General features: G+C 33.7%; 14 protein-coding genes. 13 read left to right on the plus strand and 1 reads right to left on the minus strand.

Features of this window, described 5'->3' with window-relative positions; genetic code table 11:
• Positions 1-274: 274 nt before the first annotated feature.
• From FUA22_RS15405 to FUA22_RS15425, 5 genes are all read left to right on the plus strand, one after another.
• On the plus strand, positions 275-3,241 hold the full coding sequence (locus FUA22_RS15405) for a sulfatase-like hydrolase/transferase (protein WP_147769484.1): 2,967 nt from the start codon (positions 275-277) through the stop codon (positions 3,239-3,241).
• A 280-nt stretch (positions 3,242-3,521) separates the two neighbouring features.
• Positions 3,522-6,623, plus strand: a complete 3,102-nt coding sequence (locus tag FUA22_RS15410; RefSeq protein WP_147769485.1) for a SusC/RagA family TonB-linked outer membrane protein — start codon at positions 3,522-3,524, stop codon at positions 6,621-6,623.
• 119 nt (positions 6,624-6,742) lie between these two features.
• Positions 6,743-8,512 (plus strand): RagB/SusD family nutrient uptake outer membrane protein, encoded by a 1,770-nt coding sequence (locus FUA22_RS15415; protein WP_147769486.1) that lies wholly within the window; start codon positions 6,743-6,745, stop codon positions 8,510-8,512.
• 7 nt (positions 8,513-8,519) lie between these two features.
• Positions 8,520-10,229, plus strand: coding sequence for a hypothetical protein (locus FUA22_RS15420; RefSeq protein ID WP_147769487.1), 1,710 nt, complete (start codon positions 8,520-8,522; stop codon positions 10,227-10,229).
• A gap of 26 nt (positions 10,230-10,255) precedes the next feature.
• The gene (locus tag FUA22_RS15425; protein ID WP_147769488.1) at positions 10,256-10,654 is read left to right on the plus strand and encodes a hypothetical protein; all 399 of its coding nucleotides are present in this window, start codon (positions 10,256-10,258) and stop codon (positions 10,652-10,654) included.
• 604 nt (positions 10,655-11,258) lie between these two features.
• On the opposite strand, the gene FUA22_RS15430 is transcribed toward FUA22_RS15425, so the two are convergent.
• Positions 11,259-12,050 (minus strand): T9SS type A sorting domain-containing protein, encoded by a 792-nt coding sequence (locus tag FUA22_RS15430; RefSeq protein WP_147769489.1) that lies wholly within the window; start codon positions 12,048-12,050, stop codon positions 11,259-11,261.
• A gap of 306 nt (positions 12,051-12,356) precedes the next feature.
• Between FUA22_RS15430 and FUA22_RS15435 the strand changes: the two genes are divergently transcribed.
• The 8 genes from FUA22_RS15435 to FUA22_RS15470 all read left to right on the plus strand — a co-directional run bounded on the left by FUA22_RS15435 (position 12,357) and on the right by FUA22_RS15470 (position 21,664).
• Positions 12,357-13,214, plus strand: coding sequence for an AraC family transcriptional regulator (locus tag FUA22_RS15435; RefSeq protein ID WP_147769490.1), 858 nt, complete (start codon positions 12,357-12,359; stop codon positions 13,212-13,214).
• Between the two features lie 156 nt (positions 13,215-13,370).
• Positions 13,371-14,708: a GntP family permease gene (locus tag FUA22_RS15440; protein WP_147769491.1), complete on the plus strand. Its 1,338-nt coding sequence runs from the start codon at positions 13,371-13,373 to the stop codon at positions 14,706-14,708.
• A gap of 125 nt (positions 14,709-14,833) precedes the next feature.
• On the plus strand, positions 14,834-15,844 hold the full coding sequence (locus FUA22_RS15445) for a family 16 glycosylhydrolase (protein ID WP_147769492.1): 1,011 nt from the start codon (positions 14,834-14,836) through the stop codon (positions 15,842-15,844).
• 26 nt (positions 15,845-15,870) lie between these two features.
• Positions 15,871-16,857, plus strand: a complete 987-nt coding sequence (locus FUA22_RS15450; RefSeq protein ID WP_241664841.1) for a family 16 glycosylhydrolase — start codon at positions 15,871-15,873, stop codon at positions 16,855-16,857.
• Positions 16,858-16,893: 36 nt separating this feature from the next.
• Positions 16,894-17,247, plus strand: a complete 354-nt coding sequence (locus FUA22_RS15455) for a hypothetical protein (protein WP_147769493.1) — start codon at positions 16,894-16,896, stop codon at positions 17,245-17,247.
• A 78-nt stretch (positions 17,248-17,325) separates the two neighbouring features.
• A complete protein-coding gene (locus FUA22_RS15460) occupies positions 17,326-18,810 on the plus strand; it encodes a sulfatase-like hydrolase/transferase (protein ID WP_147769494.1) in 1,485 nt (494 codons plus the stop codon).
• A gap of 237 nt (positions 18,811-19,047) precedes the next feature.
• The gene (locus tag FUA22_RS15465) at positions 19,048-20,199 is read left to right on the plus strand and encodes a mandelate racemase/muconate lactonizing enzyme family protein (RefSeq protein WP_147769495.1); all 1,152 of its coding nucleotides are present in this window, start codon (positions 19,048-19,050) and stop codon (positions 20,197-20,199) included.
• A 10-nt stretch (positions 20,200-20,209) separates the two neighbouring features.
• Positions 20,210-21,664: an NAD-dependent succinate-semialdehyde dehydrogenase gene (locus FUA22_RS15470; protein WP_147769496.1), complete on the plus strand. Its 1,455-nt coding sequence runs from the start codon at positions 20,210-20,212 to the stop codon at positions 21,662-21,664.
• Positions 21,665-21,666: the final 2 nt, after the last annotated feature.

Below are 21,666 nucleotides of genomic sequence, written 5' to 3' on the forward strand. Positions count from 1 at the left end.
TTTATCCAAATAATTCTACTGACTTCACTTGCTGCCTAAAACTAATTTCTTAAATGTTTTTCTTCAAAGGAATTTTCTTGTTTTCGAAATAAAAAAAGATGTTTTTATTTAACCTTTATACATGCTGTAGTTGTTTACATGAAGACTGATTTATGGCTTGGTTTCATTTTATAATTATATAATTAAGGTAAATTAAGATAAGTCAAGGGTAAATATTCAAGTAATTATATTTTATGTTCAAAGTAATTTTACAACCTTGAAATAGGTTAAAAAAATGAAATTAAAAAATTTGAAGATTAACGTAACTTTTTCAATGCTTTTTCTTGCATTGAATGTTTTTGCACAAACTGCGAATACACGTCCTAATGTTATTGTGATTTTAGCGGATGATTTGGGTTACGGTGATGTAGGTTTTAATAGAGATGCTTATAATAGTACGTATCCATTTCCTGCTGAAAGAGGAGTAATACCAACACCAAATATAGATGCTCTAGCTAATAACGGTATTATTTGTACAAATGCCCATGTAGCACATCCGTTTTGCGGACCAAGTAGAGTAGGCCTACTGACAGGAATTATGCCTCATAGAATTGGAGCACAATACAATTTACCTAATGATATAACTACAACATTAGGAGTGCCAACAAATGAAACCTATTTTTCTAATCTACTTCAGGGTGCCAATTATAATACGGCAGCTATTGGTAAGTGGCATTTAGGGTTTTCAGATGGTTCTTATCAACCTTTGGATAGAGGTTTTGATTATTTCTTTGGAATGCTTGGTGGTGGTAAAAACTATTTTGAAAGTATATATGAAGATAATTTTTATAATAGGCAAGGAGGTAGTAATCCTGTAACTAATGAATATCAAGATCCGTTATGGAGAGATAGAGATTATGTAGCAGAAAGTGAATTTAGTGATGCCGTTGATGAAGATTATTTAACAGATGTACTTACAGATGAAGCTATCGCTTATATAGCTGCAAATGCCCCTTCATCAGACCCATTCTTCATGTACTTATCATATAATGCACCGCATACACCATTGCAAGCTCCTGCGGCAGAAATTGCTCAGTTTAAATTAGATAATCCTAATTTTGAGAGTTTAGTAAATAATAGTGATTATATTAAAAACTCTAACCCCGTAACCAATTTACCTCTAGAAGATCAACAAGCGAAAATAGATGAGTTAACCGATGCTCGAGTTACCTATGCTACAATGGTTGCTAATATGGATGAAAATATAGGGAGGGTTATTGCTGAGTTACAAAAAGATATGACGGAGTATAACAACACCTTAATTATATTTTTAAGTGATAATGGCGGTTATACTTTTAGTAAAGGTGCTGTAAACTGGCCACTTGATGCTCTAAAAGGAAGTGTTAAAGAAGGTGGGCATAAAGTACCCATGTTTGTACATTGGCCAGCTCAAATTAGTACACCAACAACGTATAATCATCAATTAAGTTCTCTGGATTTATATCCAACCCTTGTGAATTTAGCAGGTAATAACCTTATTCCAATTGATAAGACCTTAGATGGGGTAGACTTTATGGATGATTTAATTGCAGGAACAGATGCCAGACCAGATGAAACTCTTGTTATAATGAGACCTCAAAATGGATTTCATAATGGAGGGTTATCTTCAGATAAATGGAAAATTGTTAAAACTTCTAGTGGTCAATGGAAACTATACGATATTTTAAATGATCCAGGAGAAACGACCGATTTAAGAGGTAGTGAGCCTAATGCAGAACAAATCATTCAAGACATGTTAGATGATGCTATTGCAATTGTAGCTGATTTTAAAGATGTAAAACCATTATGGTATGATAATGATGGAAATGGTAGTGGGCATCCACATAGTTTTTTATGGAATGATGGAACATTGCCAGCGTATGACCAGTTGTTTGAAAGTCCCTTATTGCTACTTGAAAGTGAAATAAGTGAAATTAGTATCATAAGTGTAACCGATGCTGTTGAAGGAGAGATAGATGGAGTTTTTACAGTGAGTTTGCCCGAAGGTATAAATGCAGGGGAAGATATTGATGTAACTTATATTATAAGTGGAGATACCTCAAATGGTACAGATTATCCAACATTATCTGGAATGGTAACAATAGCTAACGGAACAAATAGTGTTAATATTAATATAGCAGCTGTAGCTGATGGCCTTGATGAAACTAGTGAAACACTTACATTAACTTTACAGACTACAACGGTTGGAAGTGTTAGTGCAACCCCTGTAAGTATTTTTGTTTTAGATGCTATTGCTCCAACAACATTAACAGCTGGAGACATTGCAATTGTAGGCTTTAAGGCAGAGGGTACTAATAATGGAACTGTGGCTTTTATGTTGTTAAAAGATATTTCGGCTACAACAAAAATTTCAATTTCCAATAGATCTTGGAAAGGAACACAGGATGGTTGGACAGGAGATTATAGTGTGGATGATGTTTGGACTTGGACAGCAGGAGCAGCTTTTAGTTCTGGTGATATTTTTAAATTAGATTCAGACGGTCTAGTTAAAAGAGTAACCGGAGACGCCGAAGTTGTTGTGGGTACCATGTCTCATGATCATACAGGAAAGATTGTTGAAAGTAGCGATGGAGACTTTGATATGGCAACAGGTGGTGATGGTATTCTAATTTATCAAGTAGATCCGTTTGTTTTACCAACAGACCCAAATTCAAGTTCTTGGATTACAGGATTAAACACAAATGGTGGCTGGGGAACTGGTGGAGGTAATACGTTTTGTGCGTTACCAACAGCTTTAACAAATGGGGTGAATGCCAATGCAGTTGGAACAGATCAAGATAATGGAATTTATACAGGAGCACTTTCGGGTGCAGCTTCGCAGTTAAGAGCTAGTATAAATAATTCGGCAAATTGGTCAACTTCAGAGACTACCAATTATAATTTATGGGCTTATAATGAAACAGCAAGTTCTGTTGCTGGTGAAATTGGCTCCTCTGGAACTTTAGGGGTTGAAGATGTATTAAGTTCAGATTTACGTTTATATCCAAACCCTACATCAAATTTTGTTAACTTAAGTTTTAAACAGTCTATTCAGAAGTTAGAATTAGAATTAATTTCAATCACTGGCCAATTAATTAAAAAGGTTAACGGTACCAATGCAAATAGACCAAGAATAGATGTGTCTAATTTGCCCAAAGGCACTTATATTTTGAGGATAAATGCAGACGACAAACTAACTATTGAAAAAGTTATTAAAATTTAGAAATAGTTTTGATTAATAGCGCAAAAACTCGTAACAGAAATGTTGCGAGTTTTTTGGTTTTAAGAGAATTATCGTTCTGCTAAAAGCCTAGTTTTATTAAGCTTGGTAAAATAGTATATGTTAAGGGTAAATAATGATATTTATACTGCTGGGGCTGTATGTAATTTTACCAAAAATAAATCTAGGAAACCCTTTGTTCTTATTGAGTTTTTCGATATTCATCATGAAATATCGAACAGGGTAATCCTATAATAAAAACAAGCTAATTAAATTTAAACAAATGAGATTGAAAAGCGTATTAATTACGAGAAATTTACTGAGCAAATGTTTGCTTTTTACATTTCTGTTTTTTGGTTATGTGTTACACGCACAAACCAATAGCATAACTGTAAATGGTGTTGTTTCAGGCGAAGATGGAATGCCTATTCCAGGTGCATCTGTTATTCTGGTGAAAAATGGCAAGACAACAGGAGCAGTAACTGATTTTGATGGTGTTTATTCTTTAGAAGCTACTATAGGTGATACACTTACATTTAGCTACTTAGGGATGACTTCACAATCCTTAAAAGTTATTGGTGCAGAACTTAATGTAGTGCTAATTGCAGAGGTGGACGAGTTAGAAGAAGTTGTTGTTATTGGTTATGGAGCCGTTAAGAAAAAAGAACTAACTGGTGCAGTAACACAAGTTAAAGCGGAAGCTTTAGAGAAAATTGTGAGTTCAGATTTAGGTTCTGCACTTCAAGGGCAAGCAGCGGGGGTTAATGTAGTAGCCTCTTCTACACCAGGAGGTGATTCAGAAATACTTATTAGGGGTATTACTTCTTTAGATAATAATACGCCACTTTATGTTGTAGATGGTATTGTGCAAGAAGGAGATCCTCGAATTCCACCAACGGATATTGAGACTATCGATATTTTAAAAGATGCTGCATCCACGGCAATTTATGGTGCTAGAGGAGCAACAGGTGTTATTATTATAACAACAAAACAAGGGAAACCAGGGTCATTGCAAGTTAGGTATAATGGTAATTACGCAATTCAACGTAGGCAAGCCGCTGTGCCATTAATGAATTCTGTAGAGCAAACTTATTTTGATGTTGTAACCCAAAGAAATACTGCGGGTGCACTTGATGATGAAGTAAGGCTGCAGATATTGCAAAACCCTATTCAGTTTCAAAATGAAACGAATTTAAATGATATCTTATTTAGACAAGATGTACCAACCCAAACACACAATTTAAATGTTTCTGGGGGTACAGAAGATATTACATATAATGTAGCGCTTGGTTTTTTCGATCAGGAAGGAATACAAGTAAATTCTGCATATCAGCGCTTTAATACTCGTGTTAATACGGTATATCAAAAAAATAGAATTAGAATTCAAACAAGTTTAGCTCTTATTCAGGATAGTAGAGATATAGCTCAAGCAAATTTATTGTCGCAAGCAATTGTATACCGTCCAACTCAAAATGGTTTAGATTTGGATAGTTTTGATGAGCTTGAGCAAGGTGGAGATGATGTAAATCGTTTAGGTTGGGTTTTAGAAAGTTTAAGAACGGAAACAAACCAAAAAAGTGTTAGAACAAATGCTTCATTCCGCTTAGATTATGACATTACTAAAGAACTGAAAATTAGTAGTAACGTTGGTTTAACTACTTTCAACACCTTTAGAAAAGAATATAGGCCTTATCAAGAGATTTATAATACTCAGGGGATTTTACAATCGCAGCCAATAAACAGTTACATAGATAATAGAACAAATTATAATCGTTCATTAAATATTAATGCAGGTTTAACCTATCAAAAGATTATTGCAGACGATCATAAGTTTACTTTTACATTTTTTGCAGATCGTGAAAGATACCAAAATGACGCCTTTAGAGCAAGACGTTTGGAAGCTACTAATCCTGATGCTAGAGTATTAAACTTGGCAACAGGTGACCAAAGTGTAACGTCCGGATTTGATTATACAACTACTAGAATTGGTACTATTGGACGTGTGCTTTATGGATATAAAGGACGCTATTTATTAAGTGCCAGTGTACGTAGAGATGGTTCTTCTTTAGTGTCTTACTTAGTGTCTCCAAAAAAACAATGGGGAACTTTCCCTGGAGTGTCTTTTGCGTGGAATGCTTCAGATGAACCTTTTTGGGCCAAATACAAAAGCACTATAAATAATTTCAAATTAAGGTTGTCTCATGGTACTATAGGTAATGATCGTGTTAGACCGTATTCATTTATTCCAGGAATAGAACAAAACATTAATTATATAGGAAGTTCTGGTACCGATGATTTAGTGAATTTAGGAGCAACCCAACTTGATTTTGCGAATAAAACATTAAAATGGGAGTCTACTACCACATCAAATATTGGTATAGACTTAGGTTTTCTAAAAAACAAATTGACACTTACTGCAGAATACTATTATGCAGACAAAGAAGATATGTTATTCCCAGTGTTTTTACCATTATCTGCCGGTGGTGGTAATAATGCAACGGTTACTCTTAATGTTGGTAATATGGTTAATCAAGGACTTGAGTTAACTGCTGCTTATAGAGGTAACATTGGAAAGGTAAGATTTAGAATGAATGGTACTTTTTCCACCAATGAAAACGAAGTTACCAAGATTAATGGCGATACAAATTTCCAGTTAACTAATGATTTTGGTCTAGTAGGAAGAGCACCGCAACAATCTAGAGTTACTGCTTTAGCTAAGGGTCATGAAGCGGGGTCATTCTTTCTTTGGAGAACAGATGGTATCATTGATACTGAAGAGAAATTAGCTAATTATCAGTTAATTGATAATAATGTAAGAATGGGAGATACCAGATTTGTTGATCAAAATAATGATGGTGTTTTAGATGATAATGATCGTGTTTATAGTGGTAGCGGATTACCAAAATACGAAATAGGATATACTTTAAACTTAAATTATAGAAATTGGGATTTTTCTATGAACTGGTATGCAGCTTTAGGTCAAGAAATCATGAATGGTTTTGATGCTTGGGCATACGGATTTGGTAGACACAAAGATTTGATTTACCAATGGTCTGAGGCAAACCAAGACTCGCCAATACCTGCTTATAGAAATGATGTAAGAAGACATCCAAATTATTTAGGGTATAGTGATTTATGGTTAGAAGATGGCTCTTATTTAAGGTTAAGACAGGTGTCTTTAGGGTATGCAATTCCTAAAAGAAAAGTGGAGAAATGGGGGTTAAAATACTTAAGGTTCTATGTTAGAACACAAAACCCTTTGACCTTTACCAAATATTCTGGTTACAACCCAGAAATTGGAGGAGGAATAGTGTCTAGAGGTCTTGATAAGGACACAGGGCCAATTTCTATCCAATATTTGTTTGGAATGAATTTAAACTTTTAGTGATAAATCTATATAACTTTTATTTGTTATGAAATGAGCATAATTAAACCATTTCAATATTTACAGAAATGAATAACATGCGAATTACATATGACATCTAAAACAATAAATATTAACAGATGAAACATATACTTTTAAAATCAATAATGTTAATCTTTGCAATGAGTTCTTTGTTCTCTTGCTCAGATAACGAGTTTTTACAAGAACAAAACCCAAATATTATTGGTGTTGATCGTTTTTGGAGAAACTTAACAGAAACCAATTCAGGTTTAAATGCGGTGTATCAAACATTACACCACCCGGCTGTATTAAATATTATAGCCGAAACCTTGCGTTCAGATATGGGATACCCTGGTTATGGGCGCCCTGTACCTCAAAATACAGAGGATTTTTACTTACATACTTATAATGGAGGTACAAACGAGATTATTGATAAATGGCAAACCTGTTATCAAGGAATTTTTAGAGCGAATCAAGTAATAGAAGCGCTTGATAATATAAAAGAAACTACTGATGATGAAAAAGAATGGGCATCTCAAATGGCACAGGCTAGATTTTTCAGAGGTTTATTCCATTACTACTTATACACTACATTTAATGAAGGTAGTATTATAATTAGAGATTTTGTACCTATTACTAATGAAGATTATGCAAAAGCGCTGTCTCCTGCTGAGGATGTTATTGCTTTTGTTCGTCAAGATTTAGAATATGCATACGCCAATTTATATAAAAAAGGAGAATATCCTGATGGAGATGTAAGCAGAGTAACTTCAGGTGCAGCGGCAACTATTCTAGGTCATAGTTATTTACAAGATTTAGAATACGCTAAGGCTATACCGTATTTTGATGATGTAATAAACAACCATGGATATGAACTTGAGTATGATTTGGATAAAATGTTTACAAATGCAGGCGAATTCAATGGCGAATCAATTTTTGAAATCAATTTTAGTGCTGCAGATGCAGATTTAACCAATGAAAGCAGGTGGACAGGAGAGACAGGAACAAACTGGCTGAATCAACAAACGTCTAATACTCGCGGAGCTGTTGGACCAGCGTGGATCGCCTATGCCTATAAAACGGAACCAATGGATCCATTGGATAACCGTAATTATTATAATGATCCAGATAATGGTCTTACGTTAAGAAATGTACCATTAAGGGCGTCTTCTATGATTGCGCTTGTAGATGATACACAGACTACCTATTATGAAGTACAGACAAGTGCATATGGAAGATTCCATGGAACGGCTTGGGGATTTGCTTGGTGGAAGAAATACACCAATCATGATATTGTGTCTACCGAAGGTCAATTACCTACAGGGTCTGCTACTTTATCAGAGAAAAATGTTGTTGTAAATAGATTAGCTGAAGTGATTTTAATGCAGGCTGAATGTAAAATTAAAACGGGTGATGTAGATGGTGCAATAGAGCTGATAAATGATATTAGAAAAAGATGGGGTCTTGTATTACTTGGGGCTCAAGGGGCTGATACCAATCGAACTTATGATGATGTGGTTTATGATGAAGATTCGTTAATGAGACACTTAATGTATATTGAAAAGCCATTAGAAACATCCATTGAAGGTCATGTTATTCGTTGGCTTGATTTCTTAAGATGGGAAAAATCAGATGGATATAGTTTCAAGGATAGATTAGCGGAGTTATCTCAAGTTGTGTTATATGGGGTTAATTTTACCTATGTGAATGATGAAGGGAACACAAGAACTAGATTTAATTTCCCTTCCTTAGAAGGTCAACAACCATCAGGAGCGCATATAGTAGTAGATTATGAGTATGACACATCTGTATTGAACTTTAATGAGAGCACTCAGAAATATTATCCTATTCCATTTGCAGAGGCTAATGCTAATCCAAATATAAATTAAAAATACTATGAAAAATATTAAATTATATATTATCCTTTGTGGCATTTTACTTAGTATTAGTGCTTGTGAGGAACAAGAATATGCCGATTATACAGCGCCAGATGAATTGTCTGATGTGTCTTGGTTAATTGGAACGCAACCATTTGTAAATGATCCTTTTAGTATCAACGTAGATACACACATGCCTTTTATGGATTTGTCTCAAGGAGCAGTAAGCCATGAGTGGATAATTGAAGAAGGAAACAAGTATTTAAATACAGGGTTTACTTCAAGAGATTCTATTTTGGATGAGTTTGTAAAAGAAGATGTGGGACTTACTTTATCAGATCCAAAGGCATTTGTGCTTTTTAGAAATAGTGGTTTTAATAAAGTTAGGTTATTAAATAAATTTAATGAAAAAGTAACCTACAAATCAAGTGAAGGAAACTTTGAAGCAGTTCAAGGTAGCGATGGATTATGGGTAATAGACACCACGTTTACTTTTGATGTTTTTGCTAAAATATTACCTGCATTTTCTATTTCAAAAGATGGAGCTGAGGTTTTGAACATAACCGGAGACCAAGAAACCTCAATTGAAGATGAGGCCAGTTGGCCTACTGTTGAAATTGAGGCTGCAACAGGTTTAACCTATATGGATAATACAACTATAGGTCGTCCTAATGCAACTACTTGGATTATTCCTGATGGGGTTCCTAATCAAGTGGGAGGTCAAGAACAAGAAATAAAATTCTTTAAGCTTGGTACATTTAATGCTGGAACTATTAGGTCTCAAAGAATTAATGAGTTACCAAGATATGTTAGGGAAAAAGTAATACCGCTAAAAGTTAAGGTGATACAATCTAGTCAACCTTTTGAATTTGATGGCGCTTTTACTGAAAATGAAGATGAAGTAATTCGTTTTAGAGTAAATGGTGAGGTGGTGCCATTTTCTGGTGAAGAAGGAAATTTTACAGTTCACGTAACAAATTCTGTAACCGGTTTTGATCAGAACATTGATGTAGTTTCAGCTAGAGTAAGTGAAGACAATGCTATTTTTATTGAGTTAATATTATCGCAACCAATTTATAATAGTGATGAGGTTACCGTATCATATAATGGAAGTGGAAGTATTGAATCTGCTGATGAAAGACCTCTTGGAGCATTTGGACCAGAGAATGTCATGATGCATTTTGGAGGTAATATTATTCCTGAAAAAGCGCATGCCAGTTTTGAACAACCAAGTGGAGCTGCTAATAGAGCATTTGCATTAAACTATTTTACTGGAAATAATAACATTCTTGGTGGCGGAAACTTTGCTTTTGAAAGAGTAACAACAAAATCATCTGATGGAGACGCCAGTATGAAGTGGAGTACGCCAGCTTCTAACCCGCTTCCTAATGTTAATCTTTGGAGTTTTGGGCTCGCTAGAATTGCGCCTATTCCAGCAGGAACTTATAGAATTACATATGATTTGTTTATAGAGCCTGGAACAACTTTAAAAACGTTTAGAACAGAATTTAATAAGCCAACATTTAGTAGACAAGTTTGGAACATTGAAAATGAACCTCGAGGAGAATGGATTACAGTGTCTAATACGTTTACAACAGCCGAAATTACTCCAGCACAGAATTTAAGGTATACGTTTAGACCACACGCTGCAGAAAACCCTGGTGTTACGGGAGCACAAGTTATGTATATAGATAATTTGAAGTTTATAGAAATTGAGGAAAGACCATAATGTTGAATAGTTTAATAGTTTATAATATGAAAAGTATAAAAAAATATATAGGAGTATTTGTAATGGTCTTAGCATTGTTTGCTTGCGATGAAGAAAGCAATTTTAAAGACTTTGATGCGGCACTAACACCAGTATATAGTCTTACAGATATAAGTAATGGTGGACCTTTTAAAATTAATATTTATAAAGAAAAGAGCTTGATTATTGAATATATATCTGAGGTAAATGCAAAAAGTTTTGTAGCCTCAGGATATTCAGATACTTCTACAGATACTACTTATGAAATTACCGTGAGTAAACAAGTAGATGGAGCAACAGTGACTTATGTAGTTTCTGCAGATAAAGCCTCTGGTGCAGGTACGTTAACTGTTGATGGAGCAACAGTTCATGACGTTATATTGTCTGAGGTTGAAATTTATAATTAATGCTTAATTAATGCTTAATTAATGTAGTAAGTAGTTAATTTATTTTAGTTAGTTAAAGGATGGAACGAAAGTTTCATCCTTTTATTATTGGGTATAAATAGTATTATACTGTAAAGTGAATGTAATTATTTATGGATTATATTATAACAATTCTCAATGGTTGTTGTCACAATTAAAATACAGAACAGCTTAATAAAAACAATTAAATCTTAATCAATTAAGATAAGATTTTGTTTAGATCAATAATCTTTCAAGGTTCTTACTAAATCTATGTATTATTAAGTTTTATTTTAGGACAACTTTAAAAGGTAGCTTGGTAAAGGTAAAGTTGATGTCGTTTAAGTTTTGTTATGTTATAATGATTAAACTTGAGACTATAAATCAAAGTACTGAGTTTAGGCGAATGGAAATATATGAAGAATAAAATATGTAACTTTTTAGTAATTAAGGTGGTATTTATTTTATAGCTAAAAGTAGCGATTCTTTTTTAGCCTATAATTGGTTACTAAAAAATAAGGTTGTAGTAGGTATTTTACTAATATTTTAGTACAAAAAAACGCCTCTAAAAGGAGACGTTTTTTAATCAAAAACTATAATAACCAAACTATTCTTTTACGAATTTTTTGGTAGAAACTCCTTTGTCAGAAGTTAATTTTAAAATGTAAAGTGATTTGTTTAATGCAGAAACATCAACTTGATCCATTACATTGTATTGACTTAAAACAGATTTACCTAATAAATCAAATACTTCCACTTTTTCAATGGCTTCTAAAGTATTTATATGTAAAACGTTTTTTACAGGGTTTGGATACACTGCAAATTCAAAGGCATTTTTGTTATCGGTAGATAATGTTGAAGATTGTGAAACAAGTATGTTATCTACAAAAACAGTTCCGCCATCAGTTATGTCCCCGTTATCACTTCTTCTAAAAATAACTTGCCATTTTTGTAAAGTACCAGTCCAGGTTGCATTTGTGATTTCAAAATCAAAAGTTTCAAATACACCGCTTCCGTGAGTTGTAATAGCAATGTCCTTAGCATTAAACCAAGTACCACCTGCATCTCTTGCTCTAATTCTTAATAAGTCCACCTGGCTAGAATTATTGCTTATTTTTAGTTGCATATACTTATAATTAGTATCTAGAGCTTCAACAGTCGTTGGAGCGTACATTATAGCATTGTTGGAGGTTGTTGGCCATGTTATTTCTAACTCGCCATTTGGGTTGTTTCCAAATAATGAGGCCCAAGCTCCAGTGCCACCACCACCTTCATTCCAGCCTTCCCAAGTAGCACCATCAAATGTGTAAACTAAATCTGCTTGTGCATTGGTCTGATAAATTCCTAAAGCACAAATGAATGTGAAAAGGAATAATTTGTGAAGTAAAGTTTTCTTCATAATAATTAGTTTAATTAAAGTTAATATTAAGCGCAATTTAAATAGGAATCATTGTTTTTTATTCTTATAAATTACCTTATACCTATTCTAATTTATCATGTTCGGAATTAGATGGTTAAGAATTCTTTAAAGCTTTATTGGGAACATAATATTTGTATAAGTACCTTAACTTTTAAAAGAATTAAATTAGATTATAATTATTGCATAATATCCTATTATTAGTTAATTTAGATGTATGTTGGGGTAAAATAGAGTATGTAAACAACATTATTTGCTCGTTTCTTTGAATTATCAAAAACTATTACAATGAAGTTAGTCTTAAAAAACAACGAGAGTTTCGTTAACAAGCGTATCAGCATCGTTAAAAAAGAGGTGCCTTGTTTAGATTCTGCATGGCATTACCATCCTGAGTTTGAATTATTGTATATTTCAAGAAGTAGTGGTATTGGTTTTGTTGGTGATAATGTTTCACATTTTTCTCCAGGTGAATTAGTTTTGTTAGGTGCATATTTGCCACATCTATTTAGAAATGATCCTGCCTATTACGAAGAAGGTGGTGATTTAAAGGTAAAAACCATAGTCATGAAGTTTTTGAAAAACTTTATGGGAGATGGTACTTTTGATAATCCGGAGTTTGCAAGTGTAAATAAATTATTAGAAGAATCTAAATATGGGGTGGTGTTTGGTAAGGAAGTTAGTAGAAAGTTACATGATGAGATTCTTGAAATTTCAACTTTGTCAAAAGGTGAACAATCTATAAGATTATTGGATTTCCTTTTCAGGCTATCTTTAGTAGAAGATAAAAAACAGTTATCATCTTCAGATATGCGTCAATTTTCTACAGATAATCCTGACCGTTTAGATAGCGTTATTAAGTATATTTCTAATAATTATATGAATACAATTTCATTGGCAGATGTTGCTGGAATAGCTTGTATGACCACTAATTCATTTTGTAGATTTTTTAAAAAAATGACTAATAAATCGTTTACAGAATTTCTTAATCAAATAAGAATTAGAAATGCAGCCCGAATGCTAATACAAGAAAATCATCCTATATCGGAAATTTGCTATTTAGTTGGTTATAAATCTATACCAAACTTTAATAAACAGTTTAAGCAAATTATGGGTGATACTCCAAAAGGTTATAGATATAAGCTATAAATGGGTCTATATTATTTTTGCCTTTTGGGGTAATTCCATGCAATTAAGAGGTAATATTTGTTATTACTGCTAAATAACTTTATGTTTAATTTGTAAATAATAATTGAATAATAAGCCATTCTAATTCAATTCGCTACATCACTTAGGTAATTACATATGTTGCTAAACCTTTCTATTTTAATATTCTTTCTTCTTTTTTTGATTTTTGCAATATCAAAATGGAAGGTGCATCCTTTTATAGCGCTAATTCTAACTGCATTGGCTATGGCAGTTTCCTTTGGTTTAGGAGGTAAAGAATCTGTAGATGTTGTTTTAAGAGGATTTAGTGGAACTTTAAAAGGTATTGCAATTATCATCATAATTGGTGCTTTTATAGGTGAAGTATTGCAAGATACTGGTGGTGCATTCCGTATAGCAAATACCATTGTTAAAGGTGTTGGTAAAAAGAAATTACCTTGGGCTATGGGTTTTACAGGGTATATTGTATCCATTCCCGTATTTGTTGATGTGGCTTATATTCTTTTGCAGCCAGTTACAGAGTCTTTATCTGTAAAAAGTAAAAAGCCAGTATTATATATTGGGTTGGCACTGGTAGCTGGTTTAATGGTGTCTCATACTTTAATTCCGCCAACTCCAGGCCCTTTAGCGGTAGCTGAATTGCTTAATTTAGATTTAGGGAGAATGCTTATGATTAATATTATTGTGGGCGTTTTTGCTATGATTGGAGGTGTGCTTTGGGTTATTTTCTATTGCAAGAATTCATGGTTGGAGTATGACGAAAAACTAAAAAGTACCTTATTTAAAGATAATGAAAGTGCAGATTCATCCAATACAGAAGATACAGGGAATGTGGTTCTTGATTTGTTACCAATAGTTGTGCCTATTGTTTTAATAGGAATGGGTTCATTTGTAACATTGGAGGACAATAATCTATTTACAACTATATTTAATTTTTTAACCATTCCATTAATTGCGGTTTTAATAGGTGCTTTTATAGCTTTGTTTCAATTAAGAGGCCCTGGTAGATCTAGTAAATTAAATGCCTTAGTTGAACAAGCAATTTTAAAATCTGCATTAGTAATTATGATAACTGGAGCAGGTGGTGCTTTGGGATTTGTAATTAAAGAAGCGGGTATTCAAAACCAAATAGTTGATGTATTTGCTAATTTTCCGTTTTTAGGTATTCTATTGCCTTTTGCAGTTGCTACAATTTTAACGGTTTCTACAGGTTCAATTACAGTTTCTTTAGTAGGGAGTGCTTCCATGTTGGCACCTATGATTGATAGTTTGCCGGTGTCTCCAGAAATGGTTGCGGCATTAATAGGTTGTGGTTCTTTTTGTGTGGTTCATGCCAATTCTAGTTTATTTTGGTTATTAAATAGGCTTCATGAAATACCGCCAAAACGGCTTTATAAAACATTAACTATGCAATCTTTGGTTATGGGGCTTTCCGGACTTTTGGGTGTGTTGTTACTAAAACTTTTCGGGTTTTAAGCCTTTATTCTAATTCTTTCTTGGTTTAATAATCACATTGGTAAAATACTGTATGTAAAGGGTAACTTTTGAAAATCCCTCATGACTTTTTTTGTTTTGTTTTGTAGTGTAGATTAAATAAAAAAATGATAGAAATAAGAAAAACATTAAGCTGGATTATTTGTACAGTATTTTTAGTTACTGTAGTAAGTTGTTCTGGGAGTGATTCTCCTTCTGATGATGAAGGCGAACAAGTAGAACAACCAGACCCTATTGATGAAGGACCAAACGACAATTATCCATTGTCAGATCAAACTAATATTGGGCAGTGGACTTTAAATACTGATATTAGTGATGAATTTGATGGAACTGTACTAGATGAGTCTAAATGGTTAATTCAAGGTAGAAACGGTGAGTATAAGTCTAACTTTAGGGGTAGGCCGCCATCGCAATTTTCAACAAATAATGTGCGTCTTGAAGATGGTAAACTAAAATTAGAGACTAGGTGGGAGCCTGACTATAATTTTTCACCAGCAACCCATCCAAATACTGGTGAAGAGTATAAAAATATTACCACCGCAGCCGTTATTGCCAAAAAGGAATTTCTTTATGGTTATATGGAAGTTAAGTGTAAAGCTGCTGATGCGGAAGTAACAAGTTCATTTTGGGCTACCGGAAATAATACGGAGTTTGATTTTTTTGAAATGTTTGGAGATCACAGACAACCAGGAAAAGAATGGAGAGATAGAGAACTATGGTGGTCTATACATGATTGGACATCTGCAGGACAGGGTAGAACAACCTATACGGAGCATCATGATCTTGGTTTTAGAGTTGCCAATGCTTTTCATGTATATGGATTTGAATGGGATGCAAATGGTGTGAAGATATTTCTAGATGGTGAATTATTTAAGTTTGTGTCAAGAGCTACTATTAATGCTTATGATGATGTAGCGAATAGTAATGGTGGTAATGGTGCAAATGAAAACTTTGTGGTCACAAAACCGATATTTCTTTGGTTTGATCAGGAGACGTTTCCTTGGCATGGGGTGCCAGATAGTAAATCTGATTTAGAATTGAATAGTCCAAATGATAAGAAGGATGACGGTATCGTTGATTTTGAAATTGAGTATCTTAGAGTTTGGCAAAAATCTTGATTTAACTAGAATATAAAATAGGTAAAATGAAAAATACTATAATCTTAATGATGTTTTTATTAATATCATTTATTAGTCAAAGTCAGAATAAAACAGAACAAGTTATACTTCCTCAAACGGATAAGGAAAACAAAGGTGGCTGGGTGTTAAATACAGAAGTTAGTGATGAGTTTGACGCCGAAACTATTGATGAGGATAGATGGTATATTGTTGGCAAGTTTAAAAATGGGAAACCATTTTATAAGCATCCAGATAAACCAAATAAGAAAGTATGGAAGGGTAGAGCGCCATCTCAGTTTTCTGGTAAAAACTACAGATTGGAAGATGGTAAACTTATTTTAGAAACGCGTTGGGAGCCAGATTTTCCGTTTAGCGATGAAATAAGAAAACCTGTATTTGGAGAAGCTTTGCCTTATGAAAACCTTACAACAGCCTGTTTTATAGGTAGAAAAGAGTTTTTATATGGTTACATGGAAATAAAAAGCAAAGCAGCTAAAGCGCCAATATCTAGTGCGTTTTGGGCCATGGGAGAACGATTAGAAGTTGACTTTTACGAGCTTTATGGAGGTACAACAAATCCAAATAAAAAACACCTGGATAGTGAATTATGGTGGTCTATTAGAGACTGGAACAAACCAGTAACTGGAAAACCGACATATACAGAGCGTAAAGATTTAGGCTTTAAAGTTGCTGATGACTTTCATGTTTATGGTGTAGAATGGAGTGAATACGGAATGAAGTATTATGTTGATGGTAAATTGTTTTCTGAAGTAACTGCTGAAGAAGTAACTGCTTGGGCTAAGGAAAACAGAAAAAAAATCACTTTACCAGAAGATTATAATGGTTATGTTGCTACGGTTCCAATTGCCTTATGGCTAGACCAAGAGTGTTTCCCTTGGCATGATATACCTAAAAGTAAAGCAGAACTAGAAACTTATAGTCCGGAAGGAGAAAAAGAAGATGGTGTAGTAGATTTTGAGATTGAGTATGTCAGAGTATGGCAAAAGAAATAACAACTAAATAAATAATTAACATTTTAAATTAAAGTCATGAAAAAAATCATTTTAACATTAGTATTAATAATGTCTTTTGCATTTACTTATGGTCAAACTAAGTGGCATGAAAAACAAAACAAACATTTTGTTGAAGAAGCTGCTAAAGAATATAGTTTAAATGAGAGCCAACAAAAAGAGCTTTCTGAAAATAGAATGGTAATGGTTAAGTCTTTTATGGATTCCAATAAAGCTTTTAAAAGCGGTGAAATTACGGAAGATCAAAAGAAAGAAAAGAACCGTGAGTCTAGTAAAACGTTTAATGGTTATTTTTCACAATTAGTTGGGAAACCATATAAAGAGGTTGCCCCATTTATGGCAAGAATGAGAAAAGAACTCAAGAATTTGTAAAACTAATTGAAATTATTATATAACTTCTTATGTACTGGTATTCCCAATATATGAGAAGTTTAAATACCTATTAAGTATATGTTTTCATCATTATCTTCTAAATTGGTTTTATTTGTTTTTGTAATTTCATTATTGGGATGCAATTCCACAAAGAATAAAGCTAGCACTGATTCTTCGCAATCAACTGTTCATTCTGCAAAAGTTAAGCCTAATATTCTAATGATATTATGTGATGATTTAGGCTATGCAGATGTTGGGTTTAATGGCTCAAAAGACATTACTACACCTAATTTAGATGCTTTGGCATCAAATGGAACTATTTGTAGTGACGCCTTTGTAGCGCATCCGTTTTGTGGTCCAAGTCGTGCTAGTTTATTAACAGGTAGATACGCACATAAAATAGGATCTCAATTTAATTTACCTACAGAAGGAGATGAATCTAAAGGGATTGATGTTAAAGAGACCTTTATTAGTAAAGTGCTACAGCAATCTGGTTATTATACTGGTGTTATGGGTAAATGGCATTTAGGTTATAAAACAGAATACCATCCAAATACCAGAGGTTTTGATGATTTTTATGGTTTTCTTGGGGGAGGTCATAACTATTTTCCAGAACAATTTAAGGCTGCTTATAAGAGACAAAAGGAAAGCGGAAGAGCTTTTATTTGGGAGTACCTACGTCCGATAGAACATAATGGAAAGGAAGTTGATGAAACCGAATATGTAACTGATGCTCTGTCTAGAGAAGCAATTCGGTTTATTGGTGAAGCCGGTGAAAAAGAGAACCCATTCTTTATGTATCTGTCTTACAATGCACCCCATACACCAATGGAAGCTAAAGCTGAAGATTTAAAGGTGTTTGAGCATATTAAGGATAAAAAACGAAGAACATATGCAGCAATGGTTTATGCCGTTGATAGAGGTGTTGGAAAAATAGTTGAAAAACTTAAAGCAACTGGTCAGTATGATAATACTTTGATTGTTTTCTTTAGTGATAATGGAGGAAAGACAGTAACCGGAGCCAATAATTATCCGCTTAAAGAAGGTAAGGGGAGTTCTTATGAAGGTGGTTTTCGTGTACCTATGTTTTTTCATTGGCCTAATGTGGTTCCAAGTGGAAAAACATTTGAGCATCCAGTATCAGCATTAGATATGTATCCCACTTTGGCTGGTTTAGGGAATGCAAAAATTCCAGACGGAAAGCAGTTGGATGGAAAAGATATATGGAATGATTTCCTTCAAGGAAAAAACCCTAGAAAAGATGAATCTTTGTTTATTATGCGCCATAGAAAAGGGTTTAGTGATGTGGCGGTCAGAAAAAATGAGTGGAAAGCTTTAAAAGTGTATCAACAAAAATGGAAACTTTTTAATATTAAGAATGATTTAGGAGAAACTAAAGATTTAAGCAGTCAACATCCTGGAATTTTAAATGAATTGGTTTCTGAATCCAAAGAATGGAGTACAACGCATGTGGAACCAAGATGGTTTCATATTGAAAAAGAAGGTGAACAATGGCGTGCTGACAATATGCCAAATTTTGATAAAACCTTTCAGCTCCCCTAAAGCTTATATTCAAATATTCAAATGCATAAAAAGTATTAGTATAGAGATATGCTAATACTTTTTTTATGTATCTTCCAATGCTTTTTAATAAATGCTATTTCACTCTTAAATAAGGTAATATTCGTTATCTCTAGGGTAAATTATGAAATTTATAATGAAGCTATATCTACTAATTTAGTATCGAAATTAAAAGGGGTTTACTATTAGTAAATTTCTGAAACATAAATTATTATTAAAATGATTATTGAAAAAATAGAAACCTTTATTTTAAAGGATAAACTTTCAAAGAGTTTTTTCTTTTCTCAATGGGAATATTCTGAACGTTGTATATGCGTTGTTAAAGTTACGGCTTCAGATGGTACATATGGTTGGGGAGAAGGTTATGGGCCTGCACCGGTTTTGGAGGCGGGAATAAAACTTTTAAAGCCTTTTGTGGTAGGGGAAAATCCTTTAGGAAATGAAGTGGTTTGGAATAAAATGTATCGTAAGACACTTGATTTTGCTAGAAGAGGTATTCTTGTGGCATCTATGAGTGCAATAGATATTGCTATTTGGGATTTAAAAGGTAAGATATTAGGTTTGCCAGTTTCTACTTTACTTGGTGGGGCACATAGAAACCGGGTGCAACCATATGCTACGGGTTTTTATTATACTGATTATGATAATCCTTCAAGAGATTTTGTAGAAGAAGCGAAATTATATGTTTCCCAAGGGTTTAAAGCTATGAAGATGAAAGTTGGATTAGGGATAAAAGAAGATGTTGAATATGTTAAGATGGTGAGAGAAGCTATAGGTCCTGATATCAAGCTTATGGTAGATTCTAATCATGCGTATACCCTGAGAGAAGCTACAGAATTAGCTAGGAAAATTGAAAAATATGACATTGGTTGGTTTGAAGAACCAATATCCCCAGAGTTTTATGGGCAATACAATGAGTTAAGGCAAAAAACTACTATTCCAATCTCTGGAGGTGAATGCGAATATTTAAGATTTGGCTTTCAACAATTAATTCAAAATAAATCTGTAGACATCATTCAACCTGATATTTGTGCAAGTGGTGGTTTAACAGAGGCTAAACGCATTGCGGCCTTGGCTAGTGCTAATGGTATTGATGTTATTCCGCATACCTGGGGAACGTCTATAGGTATTCATGTAGCTCTTCATTTTATTTCTAATCTTGAATCAGTTCCTGGGCGTATGTATCAACCAGAATTTTTAATGGAATATGACCAAACTGAGAATGGATTAAGAGAAAAACTAACTTTCCCTTCAATTGAAATGAAAGATGGTTTTATTGAAGTGCCAAACAGACCAGGATTAGGTATTGATGTTGATGAAGATATGTTGGAAAGTTTCGCAGGAAAAAAAACTAAAAAGATTACTATTTAAATAAACGAACATGAAAACTCAAAATTTCGGGTATAAAAAATTATATATAGGCGGACAATTAGTTGACTCTGTTAGCGGGGAAAAAGATGATGTTGTTTGTCCTGCAACAGGTGAAGTGATAGCTCAAGTTGCAAAAGCAGGAAAAGAAGATGCTGAGAAAGCATTGGAATCTGCACAAAAAGGATTTAAGTATTGGTCTAAACTTTCATTGGCAGAAAGAACTGAGTGGATGAGTAAATTGCGCTCGGCTGTATTAGAAAAAGAACATGAATTAAGAACTGCTATGGTTCATGAAATGGGTAAAACATATGCTGGAGCTTATGAAGATATAGAGGCTTTGGTTAATGCTCTTGAGTGGTATCCAGCAGCAATGAAAAACCTTAGAGAAGAGCAAATTCCTGATTACGAGAATACGCATACTCATAAAATGATATCTAAACCAGCAGGTGTTGCTGTGGCATATTTGGCATGGAATTTCCCTCTTTTGAATGTAGGGTTTAAATTAGGACCTGCTTTAGCTTCAGGTTGTTCCATAATTATAAAACCATCTGCCTTATCTCCATTATCTTCATATATTATTGGTGAAATTTTGGAAAGTATAAATTTCCCGGCAGGAGTTGTGAATATATTATCAGGACCGAGTAGTGAGGTGGCTACTACTTTAACTAAAAGTAAAATTCCTTCAGTATTGACTATGATTGGTTCTACAGCAACTGGATTACGTGTTATTGCAGATAGTACCACTTCTATCAAAAAATTTGGTATGGAATTGGGAGGGAATGCACCATTTATTGTATTTGAAGATGCAGATTTTGAAACCGCTTTAAATTTAGCAATTGGATTAAAATTTGGAAATTCAGGTCAAATTTGTGTCGCAGCCAATAGAATCTTTGTTCATAAAAATATATATGATAAATTCGTCAAAGCATATGTGAAGCGAGCTTCGGAAGTCAAATTAGGTTTCGGAATTAAGGAGAATCCTGATGTCTTTATGGGCCCCGTAGTTAGTAAAAAAGATAGAGATAGAATGTTCGATTTGGTTGACGATGCAGTAAGTAAAGGTGGTACCTTAGAGTATGGTGGTAAAATTCCAGAAGGATTCCCAGAAGGAGGAAACTGGATTGAGCCAACTATTGTTACCGGAGTTACAACCGATATGAAATTATTTACCCAAGAAACTTTTGGACCAGTGGCTGGAATTATGGCTTTTGAAACTGACGATGAGGTACTTGAATTAGCAAATGATACTGAATTTGGACTAGCATCTTACATTTTTACAAATGATCACAAAAGAATTGAAAGATTTACCGAAGAATTGGAATTTGGTGAAATTCAAATCAATGGTGTGAAATACGCTATTTATTTACCTCATGGAGGTTATAAAAATAGTGGTATTGGTCATGACTGCTCACATTTAGCGTTGGAAGACTATTTAGTTAAAAAACGAGTATCAACAGCAATTTAAAA

Source organism: Seonamhaeicola maritimus, from assembly GCF_008056315.1.
GTDB classification, from domain to species: domain Bacteria; phylum Bacteroidota; class Bacteroidia; order Flavobacteriales; family Flavobacteriaceae; genus Seonamhaeicola; species Seonamhaeicola maritimus.